General features: G+C 63.1%; 24 protein-coding genes, 1 tRNA gene and 1 other RNA gene. 12 read left to right on the forward strand and 14 right to left on the reverse strand.

The features are described from left to right. Positions 1-132: 132 nt before the first annotated feature. Complete coding sequence (locus ACGYLX_RS13155) at positions 133-519, reverse strand: hypothetical protein (protein WP_394450033.1); 387 nt, start codon at positions 517-519, stop codon at positions 133-135. Between the two features lie 200 nt (positions 520-719). Next, complete coding sequence (locus ACGYLX_RS13160; protein ID WP_394450034.1) at positions 720-1,280, reverse strand: hypothetical protein; 561 nt, start codon at positions 1,278-1,280, stop codon at positions 720-722. A gap of 87 nt (positions 1,281-1,367) precedes the next feature. Here ACGYLX_RS13160 and ACGYLX_RS13165 point away from each other — a divergent pair, with 87 nt between their 5' ends. Continuing rightward, on the forward strand, positions 1,368-2,003 hold the full coding sequence (locus ACGYLX_RS13165) for a GntR family transcriptional regulator (RefSeq protein ID WP_394450035.1): 636 nt from the start codon (positions 1,368-1,370) through the stop codon (positions 2,001-2,003). Between the two features lie 56 nt (positions 2,004-2,059). Here the strand turns inward: ACGYLX_RS13165 and rpoH are convergent, their stop codons facing one another. Together rpoH and ACGYLX_RS13175 are read right to left on the reverse strand one after the other, a co-directional pair. After that, the gene (gene rpoH / locus ACGYLX_RS13170) at positions 2,060-2,956 is read right to left on the reverse strand and encodes an RNA polymerase sigma factor RpoH (protein WP_067262445.1); all 897 of its coding nucleotides are present in this window, start codon (positions 2,954-2,956) and stop codon (positions 2,060-2,062) included. 173 nt (positions 2,957-3,129) lie between these two features. After that, a complete protein-coding gene (locus ACGYLX_RS13175; protein ID WP_394450163.1) occupies positions 3,130-4,176 on the reverse strand; it encodes an RluA family pseudouridine synthase in 1,047 nt (348 codons plus the stop codon). Here ACGYLX_RS13175 and ACGYLX_RS13180 point away from each other — a divergent pair. Further along, a complete protein-coding gene (locus ACGYLX_RS13180; RefSeq protein WP_394450037.1) occupies positions 4,175-4,465 on the forward strand; it encodes a DUF6476 family protein in 291 nt (96 codons plus the stop codon). The two genes, ACGYLX_RS13175 and ACGYLX_RS13180, sit on opposite strands and share 2 nt — an antisense overlap. Here the strand turns inward: ACGYLX_RS13180 and ACGYLX_RS13185 are convergent, their stop codons facing one another. Then, positions 4,466-5,251 carry an inositol monophosphatase family protein gene (locus ACGYLX_RS13185; protein ID WP_067264836.1) on the reverse strand — a complete coding sequence of 262 codons (786 nt, stop codon included), beginning with the start codon at positions 5,249-5,251 and terminating at the stop codon, positions 4,466-4,468. A 167-nt stretch (positions 5,252-5,418) separates the two neighbouring features. Between ACGYLX_RS13185 and ACGYLX_RS13190 the strand changes: the two genes are divergently transcribed. Continuing rightward, positions 5,419-6,459: an NADP-dependent oxidoreductase gene (locus ACGYLX_RS13190; protein ID WP_394450039.1), complete on the forward strand. Its 1,041-nt coding sequence runs from the start codon at positions 5,419-5,421 to the stop codon at positions 6,457-6,459. Positions 6,460-6,678: 219 nt separating this feature from the next. Here the strand turns inward: ACGYLX_RS13190 and ACGYLX_RS13195 are convergent, their stop codons facing one another. Next, a complete protein-coding gene (locus tag ACGYLX_RS13195; RefSeq protein WP_394450041.1) occupies positions 6,679-7,584 on the reverse strand; it encodes a LysR family transcriptional regulator in 906 nt (301 codons plus the stop codon). A gap of 94 nt (positions 7,585-7,678) precedes the next feature. Between ACGYLX_RS13195 and ACGYLX_RS13200 the strand changes: the two genes are divergently transcribed. Then, positions 7,679-8,545 carry a methylenetetrahydrofolate reductase gene (locus ACGYLX_RS13200; protein WP_394450042.1) on the forward strand — a complete coding sequence of 289 codons (867 nt, stop codon included), beginning with the start codon at positions 7,679-7,681 and terminating at the stop codon, positions 8,543-8,545. 82 nt (positions 8,546-8,627) lie between these two features. After that, the gene (locus tag ACGYLX_RS13205; RefSeq protein WP_394450044.1) at positions 8,628-9,110 is read left to right on the forward strand and encodes a PaaI family thioesterase; all 483 of its coding nucleotides are present in this window, start codon (positions 8,628-8,630) and stop codon (positions 9,108-9,110) included. A 78-nt stretch (positions 9,111-9,188) separates the two neighbouring features. Here the strand turns inward: ACGYLX_RS13205 and ACGYLX_RS13210 are convergent, their stop codons facing one another. Both ACGYLX_RS13210 and ACGYLX_RS13215 read right to left on the reverse strand, forming a co-directional pair. Then, entirely contained in the window at positions 9,189-9,644 is a 456-nt protein-coding gene (locus tag ACGYLX_RS13210; RefSeq protein ID WP_394450046.1) for a PRC-barrel domain-containing protein, read from the reverse strand. Positions 9,645-9,815: 171 nt separating this feature from the next. Then, positions 9,816-9,892, reverse strand: a tRNA-His gene (locus ACGYLX_RS13215). Positions 9,893-10,231: 339 nt separating this feature from the next. On the opposite strand from ACGYLX_RS13215, the gene ACGYLX_RS13220 reads away from it, so the two are divergent. Then, complete coding sequence (locus ACGYLX_RS13220; RefSeq protein ID WP_209219317.1) at positions 10,232-10,420, forward strand: DUF6324 family protein; 189 nt, start codon at positions 10,232-10,234, stop codon at positions 10,418-10,420. 64 nt (positions 10,421-10,484) lie between these two features. Here the strand turns inward: ACGYLX_RS13220 and ACGYLX_RS13225 are convergent, their stop codons facing one another. Then, the gene (locus tag ACGYLX_RS13225; protein WP_394450048.1) at positions 10,485-10,961 is read right to left on the reverse strand and encodes an MmcB family DNA repair protein; all 477 of its coding nucleotides are present in this window, start codon (positions 10,959-10,961) and stop codon (positions 10,485-10,487) included. Positions 10,962-11,050: 89 nt separating this feature from the next. Here ACGYLX_RS13225 and ACGYLX_RS13230 point away from each other — a divergent pair, with 89 nt between their 5' ends. From ACGYLX_RS13230 to ssrS, 3 genes are all read left to right on the forward strand, one after another. After that, positions 11,051-12,376, forward strand: coding sequence for a hypothetical protein (locus ACGYLX_RS13230; RefSeq protein ID WP_394450050.1), 1,326 nt, complete (start codon positions 11,051-11,053; stop codon positions 12,374-12,376). Then, positions 12,373-13,149, forward strand: coding sequence for a hypothetical protein (locus tag ACGYLX_RS13235; RefSeq protein ID WP_394450052.1), 777 nt, complete (start codon positions 12,373-12,375; stop codon positions 13,147-13,149). The genes ACGYLX_RS13230 and ACGYLX_RS13235 overlap by 4 nt, the downstream gene beginning before the upstream one ends. A gap of 76 nt (positions 13,150-13,225) precedes the next feature. After that, a non-coding RNA gene (gene ssrS / locus ACGYLX_RS13240) (6S RNA) lies at positions 13,226-13,380 on the forward strand. Between the two features lie 58 nt (positions 13,381-13,438). Here the strand turns inward: ssrS and nusB are convergent. The 4 genes from nusB to ACGYLX_RS13260 all read right to left on the reverse strand — a co-directional run bounded on the left by nusB (position 13,439) and on the right by ACGYLX_RS13260 (position 16,262). Continuing rightward, positions 13,439-13,915 carry a transcription antitermination factor NusB gene (gene nusB, locus ACGYLX_RS13245; RefSeq protein WP_067264814.1) on the reverse strand — a complete coding sequence of 159 codons (477 nt, stop codon included), beginning with the start codon at positions 13,913-13,915 and terminating at the stop codon, positions 13,439-13,441. Then, positions 13,912-14,463, reverse strand: coding sequence for a 6,7-dimethyl-8-ribityllumazine synthase (locus ACGYLX_RS13250; protein ID WP_209219320.1), 552 nt, complete (start codon positions 14,461-14,463; stop codon positions 13,912-13,914). Before ACGYLX_RS13250 ends, nusB begins: the two co-directional genes overlap by 4 nt. 5 nt (positions 14,464-14,468) lie before the next feature. After that, the gene (ribB, locus tag ACGYLX_RS13255; RefSeq protein ID WP_394450054.1) at positions 14,469-15,593 is read right to left on the reverse strand and encodes a 3,4-dihydroxy-2-butanone-4-phosphate synthase; all 1,125 of its coding nucleotides are present in this window, start codon (positions 15,591-15,593) and stop codon (positions 14,469-14,471) included. An 81-nt stretch (positions 15,594-15,674) separates the two neighbouring features. Continuing rightward, entirely contained in the window at positions 15,675-16,262 is a 588-nt protein-coding gene (locus tag ACGYLX_RS13260) for a riboflavin synthase (protein ID WP_394450057.1), read from the reverse strand. 131 nt (positions 16,263-16,393) lie between these two features. Here ACGYLX_RS13260 and ACGYLX_RS13265 point away from each other — a divergent pair, with 131 nt between their 5' ends. From ACGYLX_RS13265 to ACGYLX_RS13275, 3 genes are all read left to right on the forward strand, one after another. Further along, positions 16,394-17,686 (forward strand): capsule biosynthesis protein, encoded by a 1,293-nt coding sequence (locus ACGYLX_RS13265; RefSeq protein WP_394450059.1) that lies wholly within the window; start codon positions 16,394-16,396, stop codon positions 17,684-17,686. Between the two features lie 114 nt (positions 17,687-17,800). Then, positions 17,801-18,931, forward strand: a complete 1,131-nt coding sequence (locus ACGYLX_RS13270; RefSeq protein WP_394450061.1) for a polysaccharide biosynthesis/export family protein — start codon at positions 17,801-17,803, stop codon at positions 18,929-18,931. 9 nt (positions 18,932-18,940) lie between these two features. Then, the gene (locus tag ACGYLX_RS13275) at positions 18,941-20,965 is read left to right on the forward strand and encodes a capsular polysaccharide biosynthesis protein (protein ID WP_394450063.1); all 2,025 of its coding nucleotides are present in this window, start codon (positions 18,941-18,943) and stop codon (positions 20,963-20,965) included. 3 nt (positions 20,966-20,968) lie between these two features. Here ACGYLX_RS13275 and ribD read toward each other — a convergent pair whose 3' ends face one another. Next, positions 20,969-22,048 carry a bifunctional diaminohydroxyphosphoribosylaminopyrimidine deaminase/5-amino-6-(5-phosphoribosylamino)uracil reductase RibD gene (ribD, locus tag ACGYLX_RS13280; protein WP_394450165.1) on the reverse strand — a complete coding sequence of 360 codons (1,080 nt, stop codon included), beginning with the start codon at positions 22,046-22,048 and terminating at the stop codon, positions 20,969-20,971. Positions 22,049-22,055 lie beyond the last annotated feature (7 nt).

The raw sequence follows: 22,055 nt of genomic DNA on the forward strand, positions 1-22,055 counted from the left end.
ATGGGGCGCAGCGGCAGCTTGTCACGGCTTCACCCGGGATATGGCCCCCGCCCCAAGGGTCATTTGATGGGGTCGCGCAAATAAAAGAACACCCCCAAAAGGGGGTGCAGTTGCTAGGCATTGGGCTGTGAGTCAAGCAGCACGCAGGGTCGTATCTCCTCCATTCAAGCAGTTTAGCAGGGTGGACAGGGTGACGGCGCTTTGAATAAGCCGTCGGCGAAGCTCTTGTCGCTGGCCGGCAGGGCGCAGCGGAACGATGGTGCGCAGGTAGACCCTTTGCGGCATGGCGGCGGGATGGCAGGTATAGGTCACTTCAACCATCGCCTCGACCCGGCCAAAGTCGCGGGCATACTGTACACTGTGAAATCGGGCGTCGCAGATGGTAAGTGTGACGGGGCATTCATCGGACGGGTGACCAACGGTGACGGGATCATAGCTGCGTTTGCGGCGGAGAATATCACCTGCATTGAGGGACGTGATGGGGCCGAGTGTTTCTGGCGCGGTGGAGCGGCTTGGCATATCTGATCCTCTTCCTAATCGTCTGGTTGCTTATCTTCCCTTTCTATGGGCCTTTGCGTTCTCTGAGGTGCCGCTTTTACCCAACCTGTATACATGTTGTCGGGCTCAATTGTGGCAGAAATGGGGCAAGAACTTGCCGACAATGGTGCAAACGTATAATTCGCCAAACTTTTTTCACATTTCCTATGCGAAAGGGAGGTCTACCTCTCCTTTTCGACCTCTAGCAGCCAGTTCTCCTGAAGCTGGTTTTCGATCGCTTCGGGGAAATGACTGCGCACCAAGGCGATGGCTTCCGCGGCGGGCATTCCGGCCCCGATCAGCAACCACGCCGCGATCAGCCCACTGCGCCCCGCGCCGTATTGGCAGGAAAGGGCAACCGTCTCTCCCGCCTCTAGCGCCGCCTCGAAACGCACCCGGTGTGCAGGCCATTCGGTTACGAATCTGTTGCAGGGGACGCTGAAATCTTCGATCGGCGCGAAGGAGAGCCTTAAACCAAGAGACTGTGAAGTCTTTGAAATCAGAGGAAAAGTTCTGTCAGGAAGCTCGGCCTCCTCGGTAAGAACAAGCAACTCCCGCGCCCCAGCCGCGCGCAGGCCTTCCAAGGTTTCCCGCATCTGTTGAGGATCGAGGTAAGCGCTGCCATCCACATGGGTCAACAGCCCCGGAAAGCCCGTCATCGCCAGATACCCGCCGCGGGGCGTGGGGATAACGGCGCGTATCGAGGTCGCTTCAGGATCGAAAACAGGCACATCACGAGACATAAAAACACCCATAGAATTTGAGTAACGGCAGGAGCACCTGTATACATGTTAAATAGGTAAAATCGTACAGACGAAGGATGCCGGGCAATGTCTACCCAAGTCAAATCCAGCGCCGCGATTGCAGAAGCGCTTCGGACGGACATCTGCCTGAACCGGAACATCGCCGACGGCATGCTGCATGAGGTGGCCCTCGCCCAGCGTTTCGGTGTGTCCCGCACGCCCATCCGGCAAGCGTTGCAACGTTTGGCCTATGAACGCATGATCGCCGTGAAATCCGGCGTGGGGTCTGTTGTGACCCCTTTGGACGCGCCCATGCGCGCGGATGACATTCGCGCGGCTGTGGTGATTATCGAAGCTGCCGCCAAATGTGCACCGCCCTCCCCCGCCCCAACGGCGCACTTCATGTCACTCGCCGGGATTATGGGCATGATGGACCTCGCCCCGCTGAACAATGCCGAGGCCTTCTTCGACATCCGCGCCCGGCTTTTGAACGCCCTATCGGAGATGATCGAGAACCCGATCCTCAGCGACGCCTTTCGCGCGGCCTATTGGCGGCTGATCAGATGGTCCCTGCGAGATTTCGACACCGCGCCGGAACCTCAGATCGTGCATCTGCGGGCGGTGCTGCAAGCCGCTGCCCGGGCGATGCAGTCGGGCACGATCGCCGCCTGTTTCGAAGAACTCGCAAGGCTCGAAAGCCAGCTTGTCGAACCCCGAATTTAATAAAAAAAAGCCCCGCTCCAAAGAAGCGGGGCCCTCTGCATCATCGGGATCAGCCGTTAGCTGGCCGCCAACATGCCCTTTTCCTTCGCCAAGTCGCGCATCCGCTTTTGCAGCTTCTCGAAGGCGCGCACTTCGATCTGGCGAATCCGCTCGCGGCTGACATCGTATTGCGCCGAGAGATCTTCGAGCGTGACCGTCTCATCCGACAGGCGACGCTGGGTCAGAATGTCCTTCTCGCGCTCGTTCAGCACGTCCAAAGCCTCTGCCAGCATCTCACGCCGGGTCTCCAGCTCGTCACGCTCGGCATAGTCGCCGGCTTGGTCGGCGTCTTCATCCTCCAACCAATCTTGCCACTGCATCGTGCCTTCGCCTTCGGACCCGACAGTCGCGTTGAGCGAGGCATCCCCGCCCGACATCCGCCGGTTCATGGAGACGACCTCATCCTCGGTCACGCCAAGCTGGGTCGCGATCTCCTTCACGTTTTCAGGGCGCAAATCGCCCTCTTCCAGCGCGCCGATCTTGTTCTTGGCCTTACGCAGGTTGAAGAACAGCTTTTTCTGACCTGAGGTCGTGCCGAGCTTAACCAGCGACCACGACCGCAGGATATATTCCTGAATCGAGGCGCGAATCCACCACATCGCATAGGTGGCAAGGCGGAAGCCCTTCTCAGGATCGAAACGTTTCACCGCCTGCATCAGGCCGACGTTCGCTTCCGAGATCACCTCGGACTGCGGCAGCCCATAGCCCCGGTACCCCATCGCGATCTTCGCCGCGAGGCGCAGGTGAGAGGTGACCATCTTATGCGCGGCTTCGGTGTCTTGTTCTTCGACCCAGCGTTTGGCCAACATGTATTCTTCCTCAGGCTCCAGCAGCGGGAACTTGCGGATCTCTTGCATATAGCGGTTCAGCCCGCCTTCGGGCGTTGGTGCGGGCAGATTTGCATAATTTGCCATGTCTTGTCCCTTTCCCCAGTTTAATTGGGGCCTATGTTATTTCGCTTAACATGCAATATGGGCGGCCCCCTTCGTGCTTTCAAGACAGAAGCATTCACGCTTTTGTTCATGACTGCACAGTTTCTGTGAACAAAACGTAACCGATCCTTAGGCGGTTCCGCCGGGTGGCGGGGTCACGCCGATGGGGCGGTGGGGCCGTCGCGCAGCAGGTCCAGCAGGGCGGCCATATCGGGCGGCAGGGGTGCTTCGAAACGCAGGTTTTCACCGGTTACTGGATGTTCGAACCCCAGAACGGCGGCGTGCAGTGCTTGCCGAGGGAAGGCGCGGATTGCTTCGGCGGTGGCCTCAGGCAAGGCCGTCTTGGCCAGCTTGCGCCGCCCGCCATAGGTCGCATCCCCCACCAAACCATGGCCCGCGTGGGACATATGCACGCGGATTTGGTGCGTGCGCCCCGTCTCAAGCCAGCATTCCAGCAGCGCCAGTACGGGCGGGGTGCCAAAACGCTCAACCGTGCGGGCGCGGGTCACCGCGTGCCGCCCGCCCTGAAACAGCACCGCCTGCCGCTGGCGGTCAGTCTTGTGCCGCGCCAGTTGGGTGGTCATCCGCAGGATATTCCCCGCCTCGAAAGACGCGCCTTTGACGCCCCGCAGGCGCGGGTCATTGGCATCCGGCACGCCGTAAACGAGGGTCTGGTAATAACGCTCGACGGTATGTTTCTCGAACTGCGCCGCCAGCCCGTGATGCGCCGCATCAGACTTCGCGACGACGAGCAGGCCGGTGGTATCCTTATCAATCCGGTGCACGATGCCGGGCCGTTTCATTCCGCCCACGCCAGAGAGATCATCGCCGCAATGCGCCAGCAATGCGTTGACCAGGGTGCCGGAGGGCGAGCCCGGCGCGGGGTGCACCACCATGCCCGCGGGTTTGTCGATCACGATCAGGTCGTCATCCTCAAAGACCACCGAAAGGGGGATGTCTTCGGGCAAGATGTGGCTTTCCGCCGCCTCTTCGACCGTGATCTGCACCGCCTGCCCTTCGGCCACTTTGGCGCGGGGGTCTTCGACCACCACACCGTCCAGCGTGACGGCGCCCTCGGTGATCAAACGGCCCAAACGGGTGCGCGACAGGTTCGCTTCCTCTGGCACATCGCGGGCCAGCGCCTTATCAAGACGGGCGGGCGGGCTATCGTTCAGAATGAAATCAATGCGGCGGTGAGACATGGACACGGACAACCCTGATGAACCGGCAAACCTGCGGTTTCTGCGGCGGATGGTGACGGTCATGACCGTCGTGATGATTGGCGGGGTTCTAGTGCTGATCTTCGTGCTTGTCACCCGCCTGAGCGATCAGGGCCCGACCATGCCGCGCAGCATCACCCTGCCCGATGGCAGCAGCGCCCAAGCGTTCACGCAAGGCCGCGGCTGGTATGCGGTGGTGACGGATGCGGATGAGATCCTGATCTTTGACCAGCTGACCGGCGCATTGCGCCAGACGGTCGCGATCGAGTGATCAGCCGCGGATCGTCTTGGCAAAGGTCGAATAGATCGGCTCGTTCGCGCAGATGATCTCACCATGTTGCAAGATGTTGCGCTCAGGCCGGATCGGCTCGACAAGGCCACCGGCCTCTTTGACGATCAACATGCCCGCGGCCACATCCCACGGCTTCAGACGACGTTCCCAGAAGCCATCGTAACGGCCCGAGGCGACATAGGCGAGATCGAGCGATGCCGCGCCCCAGCGGCGCACACCGGCGCAGACGGGCAGCAAGCGGCCCAAATCCTTGAGCGTTTCAGGCAGATCGGCACGCCCCCCGAAAGGCAGACCCGTGGCAAAGATCGACTCGATCATGCGGTGACGGCCAGAAACCCGCAGGCGGCCTTCGTTCATCCAAGCGCCGGTGCCCTTCTCGGCAAAGAACATCTCGTCCTTGGCGGGGTCAAAGACCACACCGGCGACGATCTCGCCCTTATGCTCCAACGCGATGGAGATCGCCCAATGCGGCAAACCGTGCAGAAAGTTGGTTGTGCCATCCAGCGGGTCGACGATCCAGCGACGGGTCGGGTCTTGGCCCTCTTCCTCGCCCCCCTCTTCGGCCAGCCAGCCATAGGTCGGGCGCGCGCCCATCAGGTCGTCTTTGATGATCTTCTCGGCGCCGATGTCGGCCTTGGTCACGAAATCGCCCGCGCCCTTAACCGAGACCTGAAGGTTCTCGACCTCGCGGAAATCCTTGACCAATGCACGCCCCGCTTTGCGTGCCGCCTTGATCATGATGTTGAGATTCGCACTGCCGATCATTGTTCGCGCCCTTTGATGGATAAGGCGGGACGTATAGGGCGCAAGAGCGCAATTGCCAAGGGGGCAGAAACCTGCACCGCTTATTGATTCTTGCGCACCTCACGGGTTGCATTCGGGGCGCGAGGTAACACCTTGGACGCTGTAGCAATCAGCACGAAGGAAACCCCATGTCCGACCAGATGCAGAGAATCGTCCTCGCCAGCCGCCCCGATGGCGCGCCGACGCCCGACAACTTCCGCCTTGAAAGCGCAGATATCCCCCAGCCGGGCGACGGCGAAATTCTGGTCGAAGTGCATTACATGTCGCTCGACCCCTATATGCGGGGCCGGATGGACGACGCGAAATCCTATGCCGAACCTGTGCCCATCGGCGGACTGATGGAAGGTGGCAGTGTGGGCAAAGTGATCGCCTCTAATGACCCCAGCTTTGCCGAAGGCGACTTTGCCTTTGGCGCCTTCGGCTGGGCCACGCATGGCGTCGCCCCGGCGAAACAATGTCAGAAGGTCGATGCCGAAGGCGTGCCGATCACCGCCTCCCTCGGCGTGCTGGGCATGCCCGGCCTGACCGGCTGGTACGGTTTGAACGACATCGGCCAACCGAAAGAGGGCGAGACCCTCGTCGTGGCCGCAGCCACCGGCCCCGTCGGCTCGATCGTGGGGCAATTGGCCAAGGCCAAAGGGCTGCGCACTGTGGGCATCGCAGGCGGCGCCGAGAAATGCGAGATCGCCACCCGCGATTTCGGCTTTGACGTCTGCCTTGATCACCGCGCCTATGACGATGCCAAATCCCTGCGCACCGCCCTGAAAGAGGCCGCACCGGATGGCATTGATATCTATTACGAAAACGTCGGCGGCAAAGTACTGGATGCGGTGCTGCCATTGATGAACCCGCATGGCCGCATCCCGCTATGCGGCATGATCGCTTGGTATAACGCAGGTGGGCTGGGTGCCGATGCCGAAGGCGCTGGCCTCACCGCGCCGCGGCTGTGGCGCACGATTTTGGTGAACTTCCTCACCGTGCGCGGCTTCATCATCTCAAACCACTGGGACCAGATGCCGAAGTTCCAGCGCGAAGTGGCGCCAATGGTCGCCGATGGCCGCGTGAAGGTGAAAGAGGACATCACCGAAGGGCTGGAGAATGCACCGCAGGCCTTCATCGACATGCTGAACGGCGGGAACACCGGCAAGGCTATCGTTAAGGTGAAGTAAGCTTTGGAATGCGTCGTTCCGCCTTGTGGAACGGCGCGTTCACCCACCCGCCCGGAGCCAAGCCGCAGAGGCCGGGCCATCGCCTGCCCGTCCCCGGGTAGGCGATTTAGAAAGGCTTGGCACGACTTCGCGACCGTGCGTCATGGCTAAACCATAAAGCGGCATGAACCACGGTCAGATCGCCCACCCACGGGCAGGCGCTGGCCCTCGGCACCCCGCTCAGGCCCGCTGCAACTTCCGCGCCTCCTGCCCGGCCAGCTTTAGCAACTCATCCATGAACGGCTTGCCCAGATCATCCCGCCGCACCGCTGCATAAAGCCGCCGTGTGATCCCCTCGGCCGTCAAAGGCCGCGTGACGTAATCGGAGGAATATTTCACCTCCCGCACCACCCAATCCGGCAGGACCGAGACCCCGCGGTTGGATGCCACCAGCAACAGGATCACCGCCGTCAGCTCTACCTGCCGGATCGTCGCAGGCTCGACCTTGGCGGGGATCAACAACTGGCTGAACACGTCCAGCCGGGTCCGTTCCACCGGATAGGTAATCAATGTCTCCCCGCGAAAATCAGCCGCCTCGACAAAGGACTTTTCCGCCAAAGGGTGGTTCTGCGAGGCCACAAAAACCGGATTGTAATCAAAAAGTTCGACAAATTCGACGCCCGGCAATTCCTCAGGGTCCGAGGAGACCACCAAATCAACCTCTTCCCGCAAAAGCGCGGGCAGCGCGTCAAAAGCGAGACCGGGGCGGATATCGACATCCACATCCGGCCAATGGCGGCGGAACTGCTCCAACACAGGGAAGAGCCACTCAAAACAGGCGTGACATTCGATCGCGATATGCATCCGCCCCGTGCTGCCCGCCCGCAGGCCCGAAAACTCGTCCTGCAAGGCTTCGACCTGCGGCAAGACCTGCTGCGCAAGCTTCAACAGCCGCTGCCCGGCGGGCGACAACTTCAACGGTTTCGAACGCCGCACAAAGAGTTCGACCCCCGCCTGATCCTCCAACCCCTTCACCTGATGACTTAACGCCGATTGCGTGATATTCATCTGATCCGCCGCGCGGGCCAAGCCGCCCGCCTCGTGGATGGCCTGGATTGTGCGCAGGTGACGGAACTCAATGTGCATTTGAGGCATTACTCATGTTCAAGATGAATGTTATGAGTTTGTCTCACAAGCTTAGATGTGAGACAAGACGTGAAACCGCCAAAAGGATCTCTCAATGACCACGCCTGCCGTTTCCTTCGAAGTCTTCCCGCCCCGCACCGTCGGCGCGGCGTTCAAACTGTGGGATGCGGCGCAGGCATTGGCCCCGCTGGCACCGCGTTTCTTTTCCGTCACCTATGGCGCGGGCGGTACCACCCGCGATCTGACGCATGATTCGGCCCATGTGCTGCACCGCACCTCGGGCCTGCCCGTCGCGGGCCATCTGACCTGCGTTGGCGCCAGCCGGGCGGAAACGCTGGACGTGGCCGATAAATTCGCCGAGGCGGGCATCAAAGACATCGTCGCCCTGCGCGGTGACCCACAAGCGGGCACTGACAAGTTCGTGCCGCATCCCGAAGGCTTCGCCGACAGCTGCGAGCTAATCGAGGCGCTGGCGAAAACCGGCAAATTCACCATCCGCGTCGGCGCCTACCCCGACCCGCACCCCGAAGCGGCGGACCAGCAGGCGAATATCGACTGGCTCAAGCGCAAGTTCGACGCAGGCGCGGATGAGGCGCTGACCCAGTTCTTCTTTGAGGCGGAGACCTTCCTACGTTTCCGCGATGCCTGTGTTAAAGCAGGCATCGACAAGCCGATCACGCCGGGCATCCTGCCGGTGGTGAACTGGACCTCGGCCCGTAAATTCGCCGTCAAATGCGGCACGCCGGTCCCAGAATGGGTCGACCAAGCCTATGAGGCCGCGATCCGCGATGACCGGCACGATCTGCTGGCCCAAGCCATGTGCACCGAACTGTGCAGCGAGTTGATCGATGAAGGCGTGGATGCGCTGCACTTTTACACGCTCAACCGCGCGGAACTCACCCGCGATGTCTGCCGCGCCATCGGTGTGAGCCAGCAGGTCGATCTCTCGGACGTCGCGTAAGCGCCGCCTCTCTGGCAAGGGGGGCTTGCCCCTGCCCCGCGCGAGCGTATCCTCCGGCGAAACTTACTTGCCGGAGAAGACCATGCCCCGCATCGCCCAAAGCCCTGCCGACCTTTTGTCCCAATCCGACGCGCTCAAGCTTTCGGGGCTGGAGTTCATGCAGGCCATTCTCGACGGCACCAACCCCGGCCCGCCCATCGGCCAAACCATGGGCTATGCGCTGCATTCGGTCGAAGAGGGCCGCATCGTCTTTCGCGGCGCGCCGAGCTTTGCCATGACCAACCCAATGGGCACGGTGCACGGCGGTTGGTACGGCACGCTGCTCGATTCAGCGATGGCCTGCGCGGTGATGACGAAAATCCCCCGCGGCTCGGTCTATACCACTTTGGAATACAAAATTAATATCCTGCGCGGCCTGCCCCTGGGGATGAAGATCGACTGTATCGGGGCGACCGACCATGTGGGCCGTTCGACCGGTGTCGCGCATGGAGAGATTCGCGGCGTCGAAGATGGCAAACTCTACGCCACAGGCTCCACCACCTGCATCGTGATGAAGCTGGCCTAAGCCCATTCACAAAGAACCCCGGCGCGGAAAGCTCCACGCCGGGGTCTGAGAATTTAGCTTAAGCGTCAACCGCTTAAATTAGTCCCAGAAGCCTTCATCAACGCCGGGCAGCGCTTCGAGCTCTTCTTCGCTCAGACGCGTGACATAGGCGTAGGTTTGGTCATCGACGGCTACGAGGTTCACATCGGGTGTCGAGATCATGACGTGTTTGTCACCGATATCGAGGAAACCACCGACTTCGGCCACGATGCCGACCATCTGGCCGTTCTTCGACAGAACGATGTCTTCGATCTCACCAATTTCGTTCCAGTCGGCGCCAATTTCATTATAGGCCGTGTTGGGGCTCCATTCGTCGCCGGCTTCGTTGAGGGTGTAGATCTCCCCACCAGTGATATCGCGCGAGCGGATCAGATCGCCGCGCATTTCGTTCATCTGCATGCTGTCGACGTTGGAATAGTCGGTCATATGCGTTTCAGCGAGAACGGCGGTGCCTGCGAGTGTCAGGGCAAGGGTGCTGGCTGTAAGCGTTTTCATGTCTCTCTCCTCTTCGTTATTTGCTATGGTCACAACGAAAGCTCGGACAGAACGTTCCAGAAAATCTAAAATTTACGATGGGTTAGGGTGCCAGCGCGCTGGCAGCATCATGCGACGCGCCGCGCAATCCAGCCGTTCGCCCCAAGGCGCAGATAGAATGAATTGGGGGGGTGGTACCACCTCCTGGTCTCGAACCAGGGACCTCTTGATCCACAATCAAGCGCTCTAACCAACTGAGCTAAGGCGGCACTGGGGCGGATTTAGCGCCCGTGGCGGAGGAATGCAAGACCTCAAAGTCATAAGAAATGCCGGTTTCCGTCAGATTTTTCGCGCGCCCTGTGTCATCGGCACTCATGCGGGAAACGCGGGTGGATGACGCGGCGATTTCACCCTCGATCTCCAAGCTGCGCGTCGCGGCAATCTCCCGATCCGCCAGAACGGCACCACACTCTCTTCCAGAACGGTGATGACGCATCCGTCACCTAAGGCCAACGCGCCCCCTCTGCCCTGCGCCGCAACCCGCCAAGATATCTTGCCTTTTCGCCCATGCCGCGCTAGCGATAAGCCCCACCAAACCGGAGGCTCCCATGGGCATCGACACCGAACGCGACATCGAAGCAAACCTGCAAATCGGCCCGACAGACAAGGGCATGGTCCGCCTTTTCGTCGAAGGCGGCGGCGTTGAAATTCCGATGGATTTCACCCCGGAAGAAGCCCGCGAAATCGCGGAAGAGATCATGGCCGCCGCGAACCGCGCGGGCAAAAAAGGGCGCTAAGCCGCCCAAACGCGGGTTCGCCCCGCCTTAGGGATATGGGCGAACAACCTCACTCCCCCCCCTTTCAAGACCAGTTCGGCGCCATGTCGGGATCGCGTAGGCGATGCAGGCGCCGGGCGGCATGGGTCGCGAATTTCTGCACCATCACCTTGCGCCGGGCGGGCGCAAGCTTGGTCTCATCGCACATCCTCACAATCTCGGCCCCATAGGCGTCACCGATGATGAGGCCGCTTTCCTTGGGCAGCAGTTCTACCGGGAAATCACTGTCCACGGCCCAAAAGAACCGGTCGGCCCATTCCAAATAGCCCTCCCATTTTGCGTCGCCCATGAAATCGGCGCGACTGGATTTGCATTCGACGATCCAAATCTCCCCCTTGGGGCCGAGCGCCATCACGTCGACCCGCAAACCGCGCGTCGGCACAAGTTCCTCGACCGAGGCGAACCCAAGATCGGCCAGATGCCGCATCACCCCCCGCGCCAATAATTGGCCGGGTTGGAGTTGTCGTATGTCATTCTCCATCATGGCGACAAATATGAACATTTGATGAACATCCACAAGGGGCAGCACCGGAAAGTTTGGTAATTCCCCCGTGACCCCCTATCTTCACTCCAGCAAAGCGAGGGAGGCCCATGGCACAACGCGAACCGATGAGTGAGACGCAGGCGCGCGGGGTGCGTTACGCCCGTGAATTGGAGGGCCACCTGACATGGCTCGATACATTCTCGGGCACGGCGCTTGGCGTTTTGGCCGTGGCCTCGGGCATTTACACCTATCTTGGCGTCTCGTCGCTGCTGGATGACAATGGCGCCATGTCGGCCTTTGCCGCGATCGCCTATTCGGTGGCGGTCTCGGTGGGTATCTTTGTCTTCTGGTCCTATCTGCTGCGGCTTTTCCCCGCTGTGCGCACCACACGCGCGCGGATGGGGCTTTTGGGGGCCATGGGGCTCGGTTCCGTCGCGATCATCGCGATGTCGAGCTGGCTGAACGCCGCCGCGCTTGCCGGATCGGCGGCGGTCGAACAGCACCTGGCCGAGACGGTGCAAGACTACCAAGGCGCGTTGGAGCGCACGCATGAGATTGCCCTGTCAGCTCAGGGGCTTGAGCGGGACGTGGCGCGGGTCAGACAGAGCTTCGAAGACCTGAGCGAGCAAGAGGCGGCAGGCAGCCTGTCGGGCCTTGCCGGGCGCGGCGCGGTGTTCCGGGTGCTACGGCAGAAATCGGCGGAACTGGGCGCGCTGGAGGCGCAGATCGCCACCCAGACCCCGCTGGTGAATGACGCCTTTGCCGAGGGGAACCAGATCCTCAGCCGCATGCGCGCCCTGACGGTAGAGCCCGGCCCGGTCCAGGCGCGCTCGGTTGAGTTTTCCGAACAAGCCGTGCGGCTTGCAGGGCTGATCACCCGGCTGCGGCAGCTTTCCGTGGCCCCGCTGGTGGAACGCGCGGCGCAGGATTTGTCGGCCTCCGTCGTGCTGCCTGAGCTTGACGGCAGCAACGAAGAGCAACGTGGCGCGCAAGGGGCGACGATAACCTCGGTTCTGGAGGTGCTGGCCCAGCGTGCAGCGACATTGGAGCGCGCGGCGCAGGATGTGCAGGCCATGCCGCCCGCCGCCGACACGACCTATACGCCGATCTCCAGCGCCGATGCGGTGATCCTCTATGCGCGCAATTTCGTGCCCTCTTGGGCCGGGGCCATCGCGATTGACCTGTTGCCCGCCGTGCTGGTGTTGATCCTCGCCATCACCCAAGGGGCGATCCGCTCGGGCCGTGAGGGGGCTGCCGTCGAAGACACGCTGACCCTTGCAGAACTGCGTGCCGCGCTTGCTGCCGTGCGTGATGTCGATGTGGCGATGCAGGAAAGCCCCGCCCACAAACGCCCCGCCGCCGAAGCGCCGCCCGCCGCGGATGCGCCCGAAGAACCGGCCCCCGGCCCCGTCACATCGATCAAAAGCACATGAGCGAGGAGACCCCACCGGAAGCCGAGGCCCCCCACCGGAAGCCGATTGTCGGGCGGGTGCTGATCGGCGTGCTGATCTTTCAACTTGGCCTTGCGGTGCTGCTGTTCTGGGGAGACCTAGGGGAAGGGCTGCGCCTGCCGGGCTTCGGCCCGCGCGCCCCGGAACTGACCGAGCCGATCCGCCCCGGCGACCAGACCCGTCGGTTCCGCCCCGAACGCGCGCCGACCCCCGGCCAGCCGATGCCCGAGACCGCCCTTCCCGACAGGCTAGTGCTCACCCCCGTCTCCGGCGGGCGGGCGGCGCTGCTGGAAGGGGCCATCGACGCGGGCGATGCGGAGCGGATCGTCAAACAGTTGAGCGAACTGACCCCCGCGCCCGAGGAAATCTATCTCAATTCCCCCGGCGGATCGGTCCGCGACGCTTTGGAACTGGGCCGCTATCTTCGGCGCAAAGGGCTGAACACCGCGCTGCGGGAGGGTGACATCTGCTATTCCGCCTGCCCCTATCTCCTGGCCGCCGGCGCGACACGGACGGTGCCCGAGAGCGCCTCGGTCGGGGTGCATCAGCATTACTTTGGCGAAAGCACGATTCTGCCCGCCTTTGTCGCTGTGGAAGACATCCAGCGCGGCCAAGGTGAGGTGATGCGATACCTGGATGATATGGGCATTGATCCGCTGGTGATGCAGCACGCGCTGGTCACGCCACCCGATGAAATCTATGTGCTGCTGCCCGAAGAATTGCGCCGCTATGGCTTTATCCCCGCCGAAGATTGAGCGGGGCAGAGAAGTTTTGCAAATCCACTTCCGCCCCCTTGCCGCAGCCCCACTTGGCCCCTACATCGGGGGTCGACGGGTTCTGCCCTGTTCGTGAACGTTACATTCCAGTGGCCTTAAGCAAATCCGAGGGAGCTGGCTCTGTCCGAGCCTTGGTTCGGTTACCTGGCGCCCACCTGTACATACAGGTCCTCGGGAATATAAAACAGCAGCGGCAGGCGCGGTTCCCGTCACTTTCCCAAGACATTGATGCGATAGATGGCCCCCTCGGGGCCACTTTCCCGCGCGTTTAGAACGCTTCGGGGCGCGCCTCGCGGGCCATATGGTCAAGCACGGCGTTGACAAAGCTCGGCTCGCGCCCATCGGGGAAGAAGGCATGAGCCACGTCGACATATTCCTTGATCACCACGCGCGGCGGCGTGTCGTCATGGCGGAACTCGGCCCCGGCGGCGCGGAACAGCGCGCGCAGGGTCGGGTCGATCCGGGCAATGGCCCATTTGGCGACGATGGCGCGGTTGGCCATCTGGTCGATCGGCGCTTGATAGTTCACCGCATCTTCGAGCACGCGAGAGAAGTGATCAACATCCCCCTCCTGCATCTCGTCGCCCTCATAGACGGCACCGAAACGGTGGTCGATGAATTCGTGACGCACGACATCGACCGTCTGCGCGGAATGCTCCATCTGGAACAGCGCCTGCACGGCATAGAGCCGCGAGGCCGACTTCATCTTACGTTTCTGGTTGCCCGAAGGCCCGTTGCTGGTCATGCGATGTTTGATCCATCCGTGTCGCCGGCCATCAAAGTGTCCTGCCCGAATGGCTTGAACCCGATGCCCTTGCTCTGGCGGCCCCATTTACGAGCGAGCGCGATAAGATGCAAGGCCGCAGCGGCCGCGCCGCCGCCTTTGTTTTGCCCTTCGGGATCGGCGCGCACCTCGGCCTGCTGTTTGTTCTCGACCGTCAGAATGCCATTGCCGATGCAAAGCCCTTGCAAGCCAAGCAGTTGCAAGGCGCGGCTGCTGTCGTTGCAGACGGTCTCGTAATGCGTGGTCTCGCCACGGATCACGCAGCCAAGCGCGACATAGCCGTCGAAATTGCTGCCCCGGTCGGAAATGCCGATGGCGGTGGGAATCTCCAGCGCGCCGGGCATTTCGATCACCTCATAACTGGCGCCCGCAGCCTCCAACTCGGCCTTGGCGCCGGTCAACAGGCCATTCGCGATGTCCGAGTAATAGGGCGAGACGACGATCAGCAGCTTCACCGGTTCGTCGAAGCTGGGACGCGGCAGGATGGTATGCTCTTCGGCGGATGCCATGGCGATTACTCCGTAGTGATGGGCCGGGTGCCCACGATTTCCAACGCATAGGCGTCGAGGCCCAGATAGCGCGTGTCGGGATTGTCGGTCAGCAGGACCAGTTCATGCAGCCCCATTGTCGAGAGGATCTGCGCGCCAAGCCCAGTGCGTTTGATCGTGCGCGGGCGGTCGTCATCCTCTGGGTCGAGTTTGAGGCGCGGGTAAGGATCGCGGAAGAGCACCACGGCCCCCCGCCCCTCTTCGGCGATGATCTGCATGGCACGCGGCAACTCATCCGCCGGACTTGGGCCGAGGCCGAGAATATCTTCCAGCGCGTTGATCGCATGGGTGCGGATCAGCACCGGCTCGGGGGTTGAGATGTCGCCCTTGGTCAGCACCACATGGTCGGTGCCGGTGATCTGGTCGGAGAACACCCGCATCTGCCAGTCGCCGCCATAGGCCGAAGTTACGGTGCGGCTGTCGCGCTCCACCAACAGATTGTCATGCTTGTGGCGGTAGGTGATGAGATCGCTGATCGTCCCGATCTTGAGCCCATGCGCGGCGGCGAATTTCACCAGATCGGGCAGACGGGCCATTTCGCCGTCGTCCTTCATGATCTCGCAGATCACGCCCGAAGGGTGCAGCCCCGCGAGGCGCGAAATATCGACCGCGGCTTCGGTATGGCCCGCCCGCACCAGCACGCCACCATCGCGGGCGCGCAGGGGGAAGACATGGCCGGGGGTGGCGATATCCGCCGAACCGGATTGTTCCGAGATCGCCACGGCCACGGTCAGCGCACGGTCGGCGGCAGAGATGCCGGTGCTGACCCCCTCCCGCGCTTCGATGCTGACGGTAAAGGCCGTCTCATGCCGCGAGGAATTGTTCACCGCCATCATCGGCAGGCCAAGGTGATCGACCCGCTCCGCCGTCATCGGCAGACAGATCAGCCCACGCCCATGGGTCGCCATGAAATTGATCGCCGCAGCATCGGCAAACTCAGCCGGGATCACCAGATCACCTTCGTTCTCGCGGTCCTCATGATCCACCAGAATGAACATGCGACCTTGACGGGCGTCTTCGATGATCTCTTCGATGGGCGAGATCGCATCGCTCAGCCCTGTCTCGACCGGTCCGGGTTTGTCAAATTGCATCCGCTGCTTCCATCTATCTGTTGCCCGGCTCTTAGCCTGACCCGCGCCGCTTGGCCAGAGCGCGCCCCGAAGGGCGCGGCGTCACATCTCGTTCAAACGCGCCACGTAACGGGCCAGCGTGTCGATTTCGAGGTTCACCAGATCGCCGACGCCTGCATCGCCCCACGTCGTCACCTCCTTGGTATGCGGGATGAAGTTGATGCCGAAATCGCAACCGTCGACATCATTCACCGTCAGCGAGGTGCCATTCAGCGCCACCGATCCTTTCGGCGCGATGAACCGCGCCAGTTCCTCAGGCGCGCGCAGGGTCACGCGGGTACTGTCGCCCTCGTCTTTCATCTCGATGATCTCGGCCACGCCATCGACATGGCCGGAGACGATATGCCCGCCCAACTCGTCACCCACCTTCAAGGCGCGTTCAAGGTTCACGCGTTTGCCCTCGCGCCAGTGCTGGCCGAGGTTTGTCTTAGCCACGGTCTCGGCGCTGATCTGCACCTCATACCAATCCTCGCCCAGCCCCACGACGGTCAGGCAGACGCCGTCGCTGGCGATGGAGGCGCCCATGTCAATGACGCTGGTGTCATAGCCGGTCTGGATGCGCGCGCGCAGGTCGCCTTCCTGCTCCAGCTTGGTCACGGTGCCAACGTCTGTGATAATGCCGGTGAACATGGGGTAGGCTCCTTTGCTGGTTCCGCGCAGTGGTAAACCCGGTCACCGCCACAGGCAAGAGCGGGTGACGCCACATTGTCGCCCCTATTATATGGTGGTTAAGGGGGGCAAAGACCCACCGAAGGACCAGAATGACCGTGACCGCCGCCCCGACCAGAACCTTCTTGTTCCTGCAAGGACCGCATGGCCCTTTCTTTAACAGTCTGGGCAAGATGCTGCGCCGTGCGGGGGCCGAGGTCTGGCGGGTGGGCTTCAACGCGGGCGACCGGGCCTTTTGGTTTCACCCGTCGACCTACATCCCCTTTCGCGGCGGGGCCGAGGATTGGCCGCGCGTCTTCGCCAGCCTGCTGGACGACAAGCAGGTCACCGACATCGTGCTTTACGGCGACACCCGTCCCATCCACGCCGAAGCGGTGGCCGAGGCCAAGCGCCGTGGCATCACCGTCCATGTCTTCGAGGAAGGTTATATGCGGCCCTATTGGGTCACCTATGAGCGCGGCGGATCGAACGGCAACTCGCGGCTGATGGAGATGACCATTCCCCAAATGCAGGCCGCCCTCGCCCGCTCAGACATGGAAGCGCCCCTGCCCCCCGGCCATTGGGGCGACATGCGACACCATATCTTTTACGGCGCACTTTACCATTGGTTCGTGATGTTCCGAAATGGCGAATACCGCAATTTCAAACCGCATCGCAGCCTGCCTGTGACCAAGGAATTCCGCCTCTACCTCAAGCGGCTTTTGCTCATGCCGGTGCTGGCCGCTGACCGCCTGCTGTCCACGCTCAAAATCCGGCTGGGCGGGTTTCCCTATCATCTGGCGCTGCTACAACTGGAGCATGACTCCTCTTTCCAGAAACACTCGCCCTTCAACACAATGGCCGATTTCCTTGAACTGGTGATCGAAGGCTTTGCCAAGGGCGCGCCGCAGCATCACCACCTCGTCATCAAGGCGCATCCGCTGGAGGATGGCCGCGTGCCGGTGCGGCGCGATGTCAAACGGCTGGCCCGCGCGCATGGGGTTTCCGACCGTGTGCATTTCGTGCGCGGCGGCAAGCTGGCACAGCTTCTCAATGACACTCGCAGTGCTGTCACGGTGAATTCTACCGCCGGGCAACAGGTGCTTTGGCGCGGCATCCCCCTCAAGGTCTTTGGCCGCGCGGTCTACTCCCAGCCTGAGTTTGTCTCGGACCAGCCGCTGCCGGAATTCTTTGCCACCGCCAACCGCCCCGACAACCGCGCCTATAAGGATTATCGCCGCTATCTGCTTGAAACCTCTCAGGTTCCCGGCGGTTTCTATGCCGCACGCGGGCGGCGGCAATTGCTGCGCCAAGTGGTCGATATGATGCTCGCCACCGAGGATCCCTATGATGCGCTGGAACAGGGCACCGCGGCCCCTCGGCAACAGTTGCGGGTCGTCACCTGAGTTAACCCATTCCGCCCTGTAGATTTTTTCGCTAGGCTGCGCTAAGTTGCAAAGTAATACGTCAAGACAATTGGCGATTTCGAGGCAGATATTTCAGGTCGAGGAGACCGGGCAGTGAAATCCGTATCTTTCCGGTGGGCGCGCCCCATCGCAGCGCTGGCGGCGGTGGCCGTCGTCTCATCATGTGGTTTGCCGCAGGTCGGGCCGAACAAACGGCAAATCTACGCAGGCTCCGTTCAGCGCGAAGGCGATGCCTTTGTCGTCAGCGTGAATGACCGTGTGACCCGCGCCACCGCTGTGGCCCCGGCGCTTGGCTTTTCGGAAAGCTTCAAGAACGCGGGCCGGGTCGGTTCCGACACGATCCAGCCGGGCGACATCCTTGGCATCACGGTTTATGAGAACGTGGACGATCCGCTTCTCGGCGTCGAAGGCGCCCCGGCCACCATGCTGGAAGAGGTGCAGGTCGACGGCGCGGGCTTTATCTTTATCCCCTACGCAGGTCGCATCCGCGCCGCGGGCAACACGCCCGAGGCGATCCGGCGCATCATCACCAACAAGCTGGGCGAACAGACCCCCGACCCGCAGGTCGAAGTGCGTCGCGCCGCCGGTGACGGCTCGACCGTCTCGCTCATCGGTTCCATCGGGGCGCAGGGCGTCTACCCGATCGAACGGCCGACCCGCACGTTGGCCGCCATGCTGGCGCGCGCGGGCGGTGTGACCATCATCCCCGAAATCGCGCAGGTCACCGTGATCCGCGGCGGGCAGCGCGGTAAGATTTGGTTCCAAGACCTCTATGACCACCCCGAGCTCGACATCGCCCTGCGTCCGGGCGACCGGATTCTGGTCGAGGAAGACACACGTTCTTTCACCGCGCTTGGCGCCACTGGCGGACAGGCCCGCGTGCCCTTTGAATCCCAAAACCTCTCGCTTTTGGAAGGTATCGCGCAGGTTGGCGGCCTAAGTCCGATCTCGGCGGACCCCACCGGCGTCTTCGTCTTCCGCAACGAGCCGGAAGAGGTCGCCGAACAGGTGCTGGGCCGCAGCGATCTGACCGGCGCACAGCGCATGGTCTATGTCACCGATCTGACCCAGCCCAACGGCATGTTCATGGCACGCGATTTCGTGATCCGCGACGGCGACACGATCTATGTGACCGAAGCGCCCTTCACCCAGTGGAGCAAGGTGATCTCGGCCATCACCGGCACGGCAGGTTCGGCGGATAGTATCACCTCGCTGACCGAATGAGCCACCCCGGTGGCATTCGAAGCTGACCCATACCAATACCCTGCCGCCGGTCCCGAAAGGAGCCGGCGGCTTTTCGTATATAACGGCGGGTTTCTGACGCAGCGCCGGGTCCGGCGCATCCTGCAACTCTCGGGCCATTCCCTGCGCCTTGGCCTGCCCGGCCCCGATGACGCCGTGGCGGTCTGGGGCAACTCCCCCACCGCGCACCGGGGGCTGGCCGTGGCCGCAAAACGCGGCGTGCCTGTGGTCAGGGTGGAGGACGCATGGCTGCGCTCGCTCCACCCCGGACGCGCGGGCGAGCCGCCCTTGGGCCTGCTGATCGACAGCCGGGGGGCGCATTTCGACCCTGCCCAGCCCTCGGACCTCGAAGAACTGCTCGCCCATCACCCGCTGGACGATACCGCCCTTCTGGACCGCGCCCGGGGCGGCATTGCGCAGATGGCCGAGGCGCATCTGACGAAATATGCGGGCTTTGACCCCGACATGCCCGCGCCGGAGCCGGGCTATGTGTTGGTGATCGACCAGACTCGCGGCGACGCCTCGGTCACCGCCTCGGGCGCGGATCGTGCACGGTTTCTGGAAATGCTCGTCTTCGCGCAAGAGGAACACCCCGGCGCGCGGGTCATCATCAAGAGCCACCCCGAGACGGCACAGGGCTTCCGCGCCGGGCATTACGGCCCCGAGGATACCAACGAGCGGATCACCCTGCTGACCGATCCCATCAGCCCTTGGGCGCTGTTCGAAGGGGCGGTGGGTGTCTACACCGTCTCATCGCAATTGGGGTTCGAGGCGATCTTTGCCGGCCACAGGCCGCGTGTCTTCGGCCAGCCCTTCTATGCCGGTTGGGGGCTGACGGATGATGAGTTCCCCGTCCAACGCCGCCAGCGCCGCCTCAGCCGCGCGCAACTCTTCGCCGCCGCGATGATCCTCTATCCGACCTGGTACGACCCCTATCGCGACGAACTCGGCAGTTTCGAGACGGCCCTTACCGCCCTTGCCGCGCAGGCCCGCGCGTGGCGAGAGGATCATCGCGGCTGGGACGCATGGGGCATGCGCCTGTGGAAGCGCCGCCCGCTGCAACAGTTCTTCGGAACGACCATGCCCCTTCGCTTTCGCAAAGGCCCCGCAGAAACCCCCAAGCCGCCCCGCCGCGCCATGGTCTGGGCCAGCAAGGCCGAGGCCGCGCCCCAAGATGCGCTGCGGGTCGAGGACGGGTTTCTGCGCTCGCGTGGGCTGGGGGCCGAACTGGTCCCGCCCCTGTCGCTGGTCTGCGACGATCTGGGCATCTACTACGATCCCCAAGGGCCGAGCCGGTTGGAGAAATGGATCGCGAAACGCGCAGACTTGCGCCCCGATCAACTGGCCCGCGCCCGCGCGCTGATCGCGGCGCTTACCGGGGCGGGCCTCAGCAAATACAACCTCGGCGGTGCCGCGCCCGACCTGCCGCCGGGGCGGCGCATCCTCGTCCCGGGACAGGTCGAAGACGACGCCTCCATCCTCACCGGCACGGGCGATGTGTGCAGCAACGCGGCCCTGCTGGCCGCCGCACGCGCCGCAAACCCGGATGCCGTGATCCTCTACAAACCCCACCCTGATGTCGAAGCGGGCCTGCGCAAAGGCCCAACCGAGGCGCGCGAGGCCGATCTGATCCTGCACCGGGCCGACCCGGTGGCGCTTCTGGGCCAAGTCGACGCGGTTTGGACCATGACCTCCCTCCTGGGGTTCGAAGCCCTCCTACGCCGGGTGCCGGTGGTGACCTTGGGCGCGCCCTTCTACGCGGGCTGGGGGCTGACCGAAGACCGGGGCGATGTCCCGCCCCGCCGCCGCGCGACACCGACGCTCGAAGGGCTCGTTCATGCCGCGCTCATCGATTACCCGCGCTACCGCGACCCGGTCAGCGGCTTGCCCTGCCCCGTTGAGGTGGTCGTCGAACGGCTGGCCACGGGCCGCCTGCCCCGCGCCGGCCTGGGCAACCGAATGCTGTCGAAACTCCAAGGGGTCTTTGCCAGCCAGAGCCACCTCTGGCGGCGGTAGCGCTCAATCGGCTGCGTTGCGACGCCAAATGTGCAGCAGGTCCGGCCCAATCTGCTGACTGGATTGCAGCGCGAAGCGCGGCGCCTCGGCCAGCCGCGACAGGCCAAGCGCCCCGATGCCGGGCAGACCTTCGGCCCCGATCACCAGCCCGGCGGTGAACCCCACCAGCCGGTCGACCAAATCCGCCTCGATAAGCGAAGCGGCCAAGGCGCTTCCCCCCTCGCAGAAAATCCTTGTGAGGCCATGCGCCGCCAATTGCCGCATCACATCCTGCGGGTCCAACTGCGCCCCGCGTGCGGCACAGGGCAGCAGTGTCGCCCCCAGATCCGCCCAAGCTTTGACCAAAGCCGGATCGGCATCCGCACCGTGGCAGAGGATCAAAGGCACCTCAGCCGCCGTGCGCGCCAGTTGCCCCATCAACGGCAGGTCGAGCCTGCGGGAGACGACGACGCGCGCCGGTTGCTGGGCAAGCCCGAGACCACGCACCGTCAGGCTCGGGTCGTCCTTCCGGGCGGTGCCTGCCCCGACCATCACCGCGTCATGGCGGCTGCGCATGGCATGGGTCAGCCGCCGCGCGGGGGCGTCGGTGATCCACTGGCTTTCGCCCGTGCCGGTGGCGATGCGCCCGTCAAAGGAATTGGCCAGCTTCAGCGTGAGCATCGGGCGGCCCAGATCGGTGCGGCAGAAGAAACCGGCGTTATCCGCGCGGGCCGCGTCTTCGTGCAGCCCGACCGAGACCTCGATCCCGGCATCTCGCAACATCGCGATGCCGCGCCCGTTGACCCGCGCGTCGTCATCCTGCGTCGCAATCACCACGCGGGCCACGCCTTCGTCGATCAGCGCCTGCGCACAGGGCGGCGTTTTGCCGTGGTGGGAGCAGGGTTCAAGCGTGACATAGACCGTCGCCCCCCGCGCCGCCGCACCCGCCTGCGCCAGCGCTTGCGGCTCGGCATGGGGACGCCCGCCCGGCTGGGTCCAACCGCGCCCGACGATCCGCGTGCCTTGCACGATGACACAGCCCACCGCCGGGTTGGGCCAGACGTTGCCCTGCCCGCGCCGCCCCAAGGACAGCGCCAGCGCCATATACCGC

The organism is Sulfitobacter sp. 1A13496 (assembly GCF_043557225.1).
Lineage (GTDB): Bacteria > Pseudomonadota > Alphaproteobacteria > Rhodobacterales > Rhodobacteraceae > Sulfitobacter > Sulfitobacter faviae.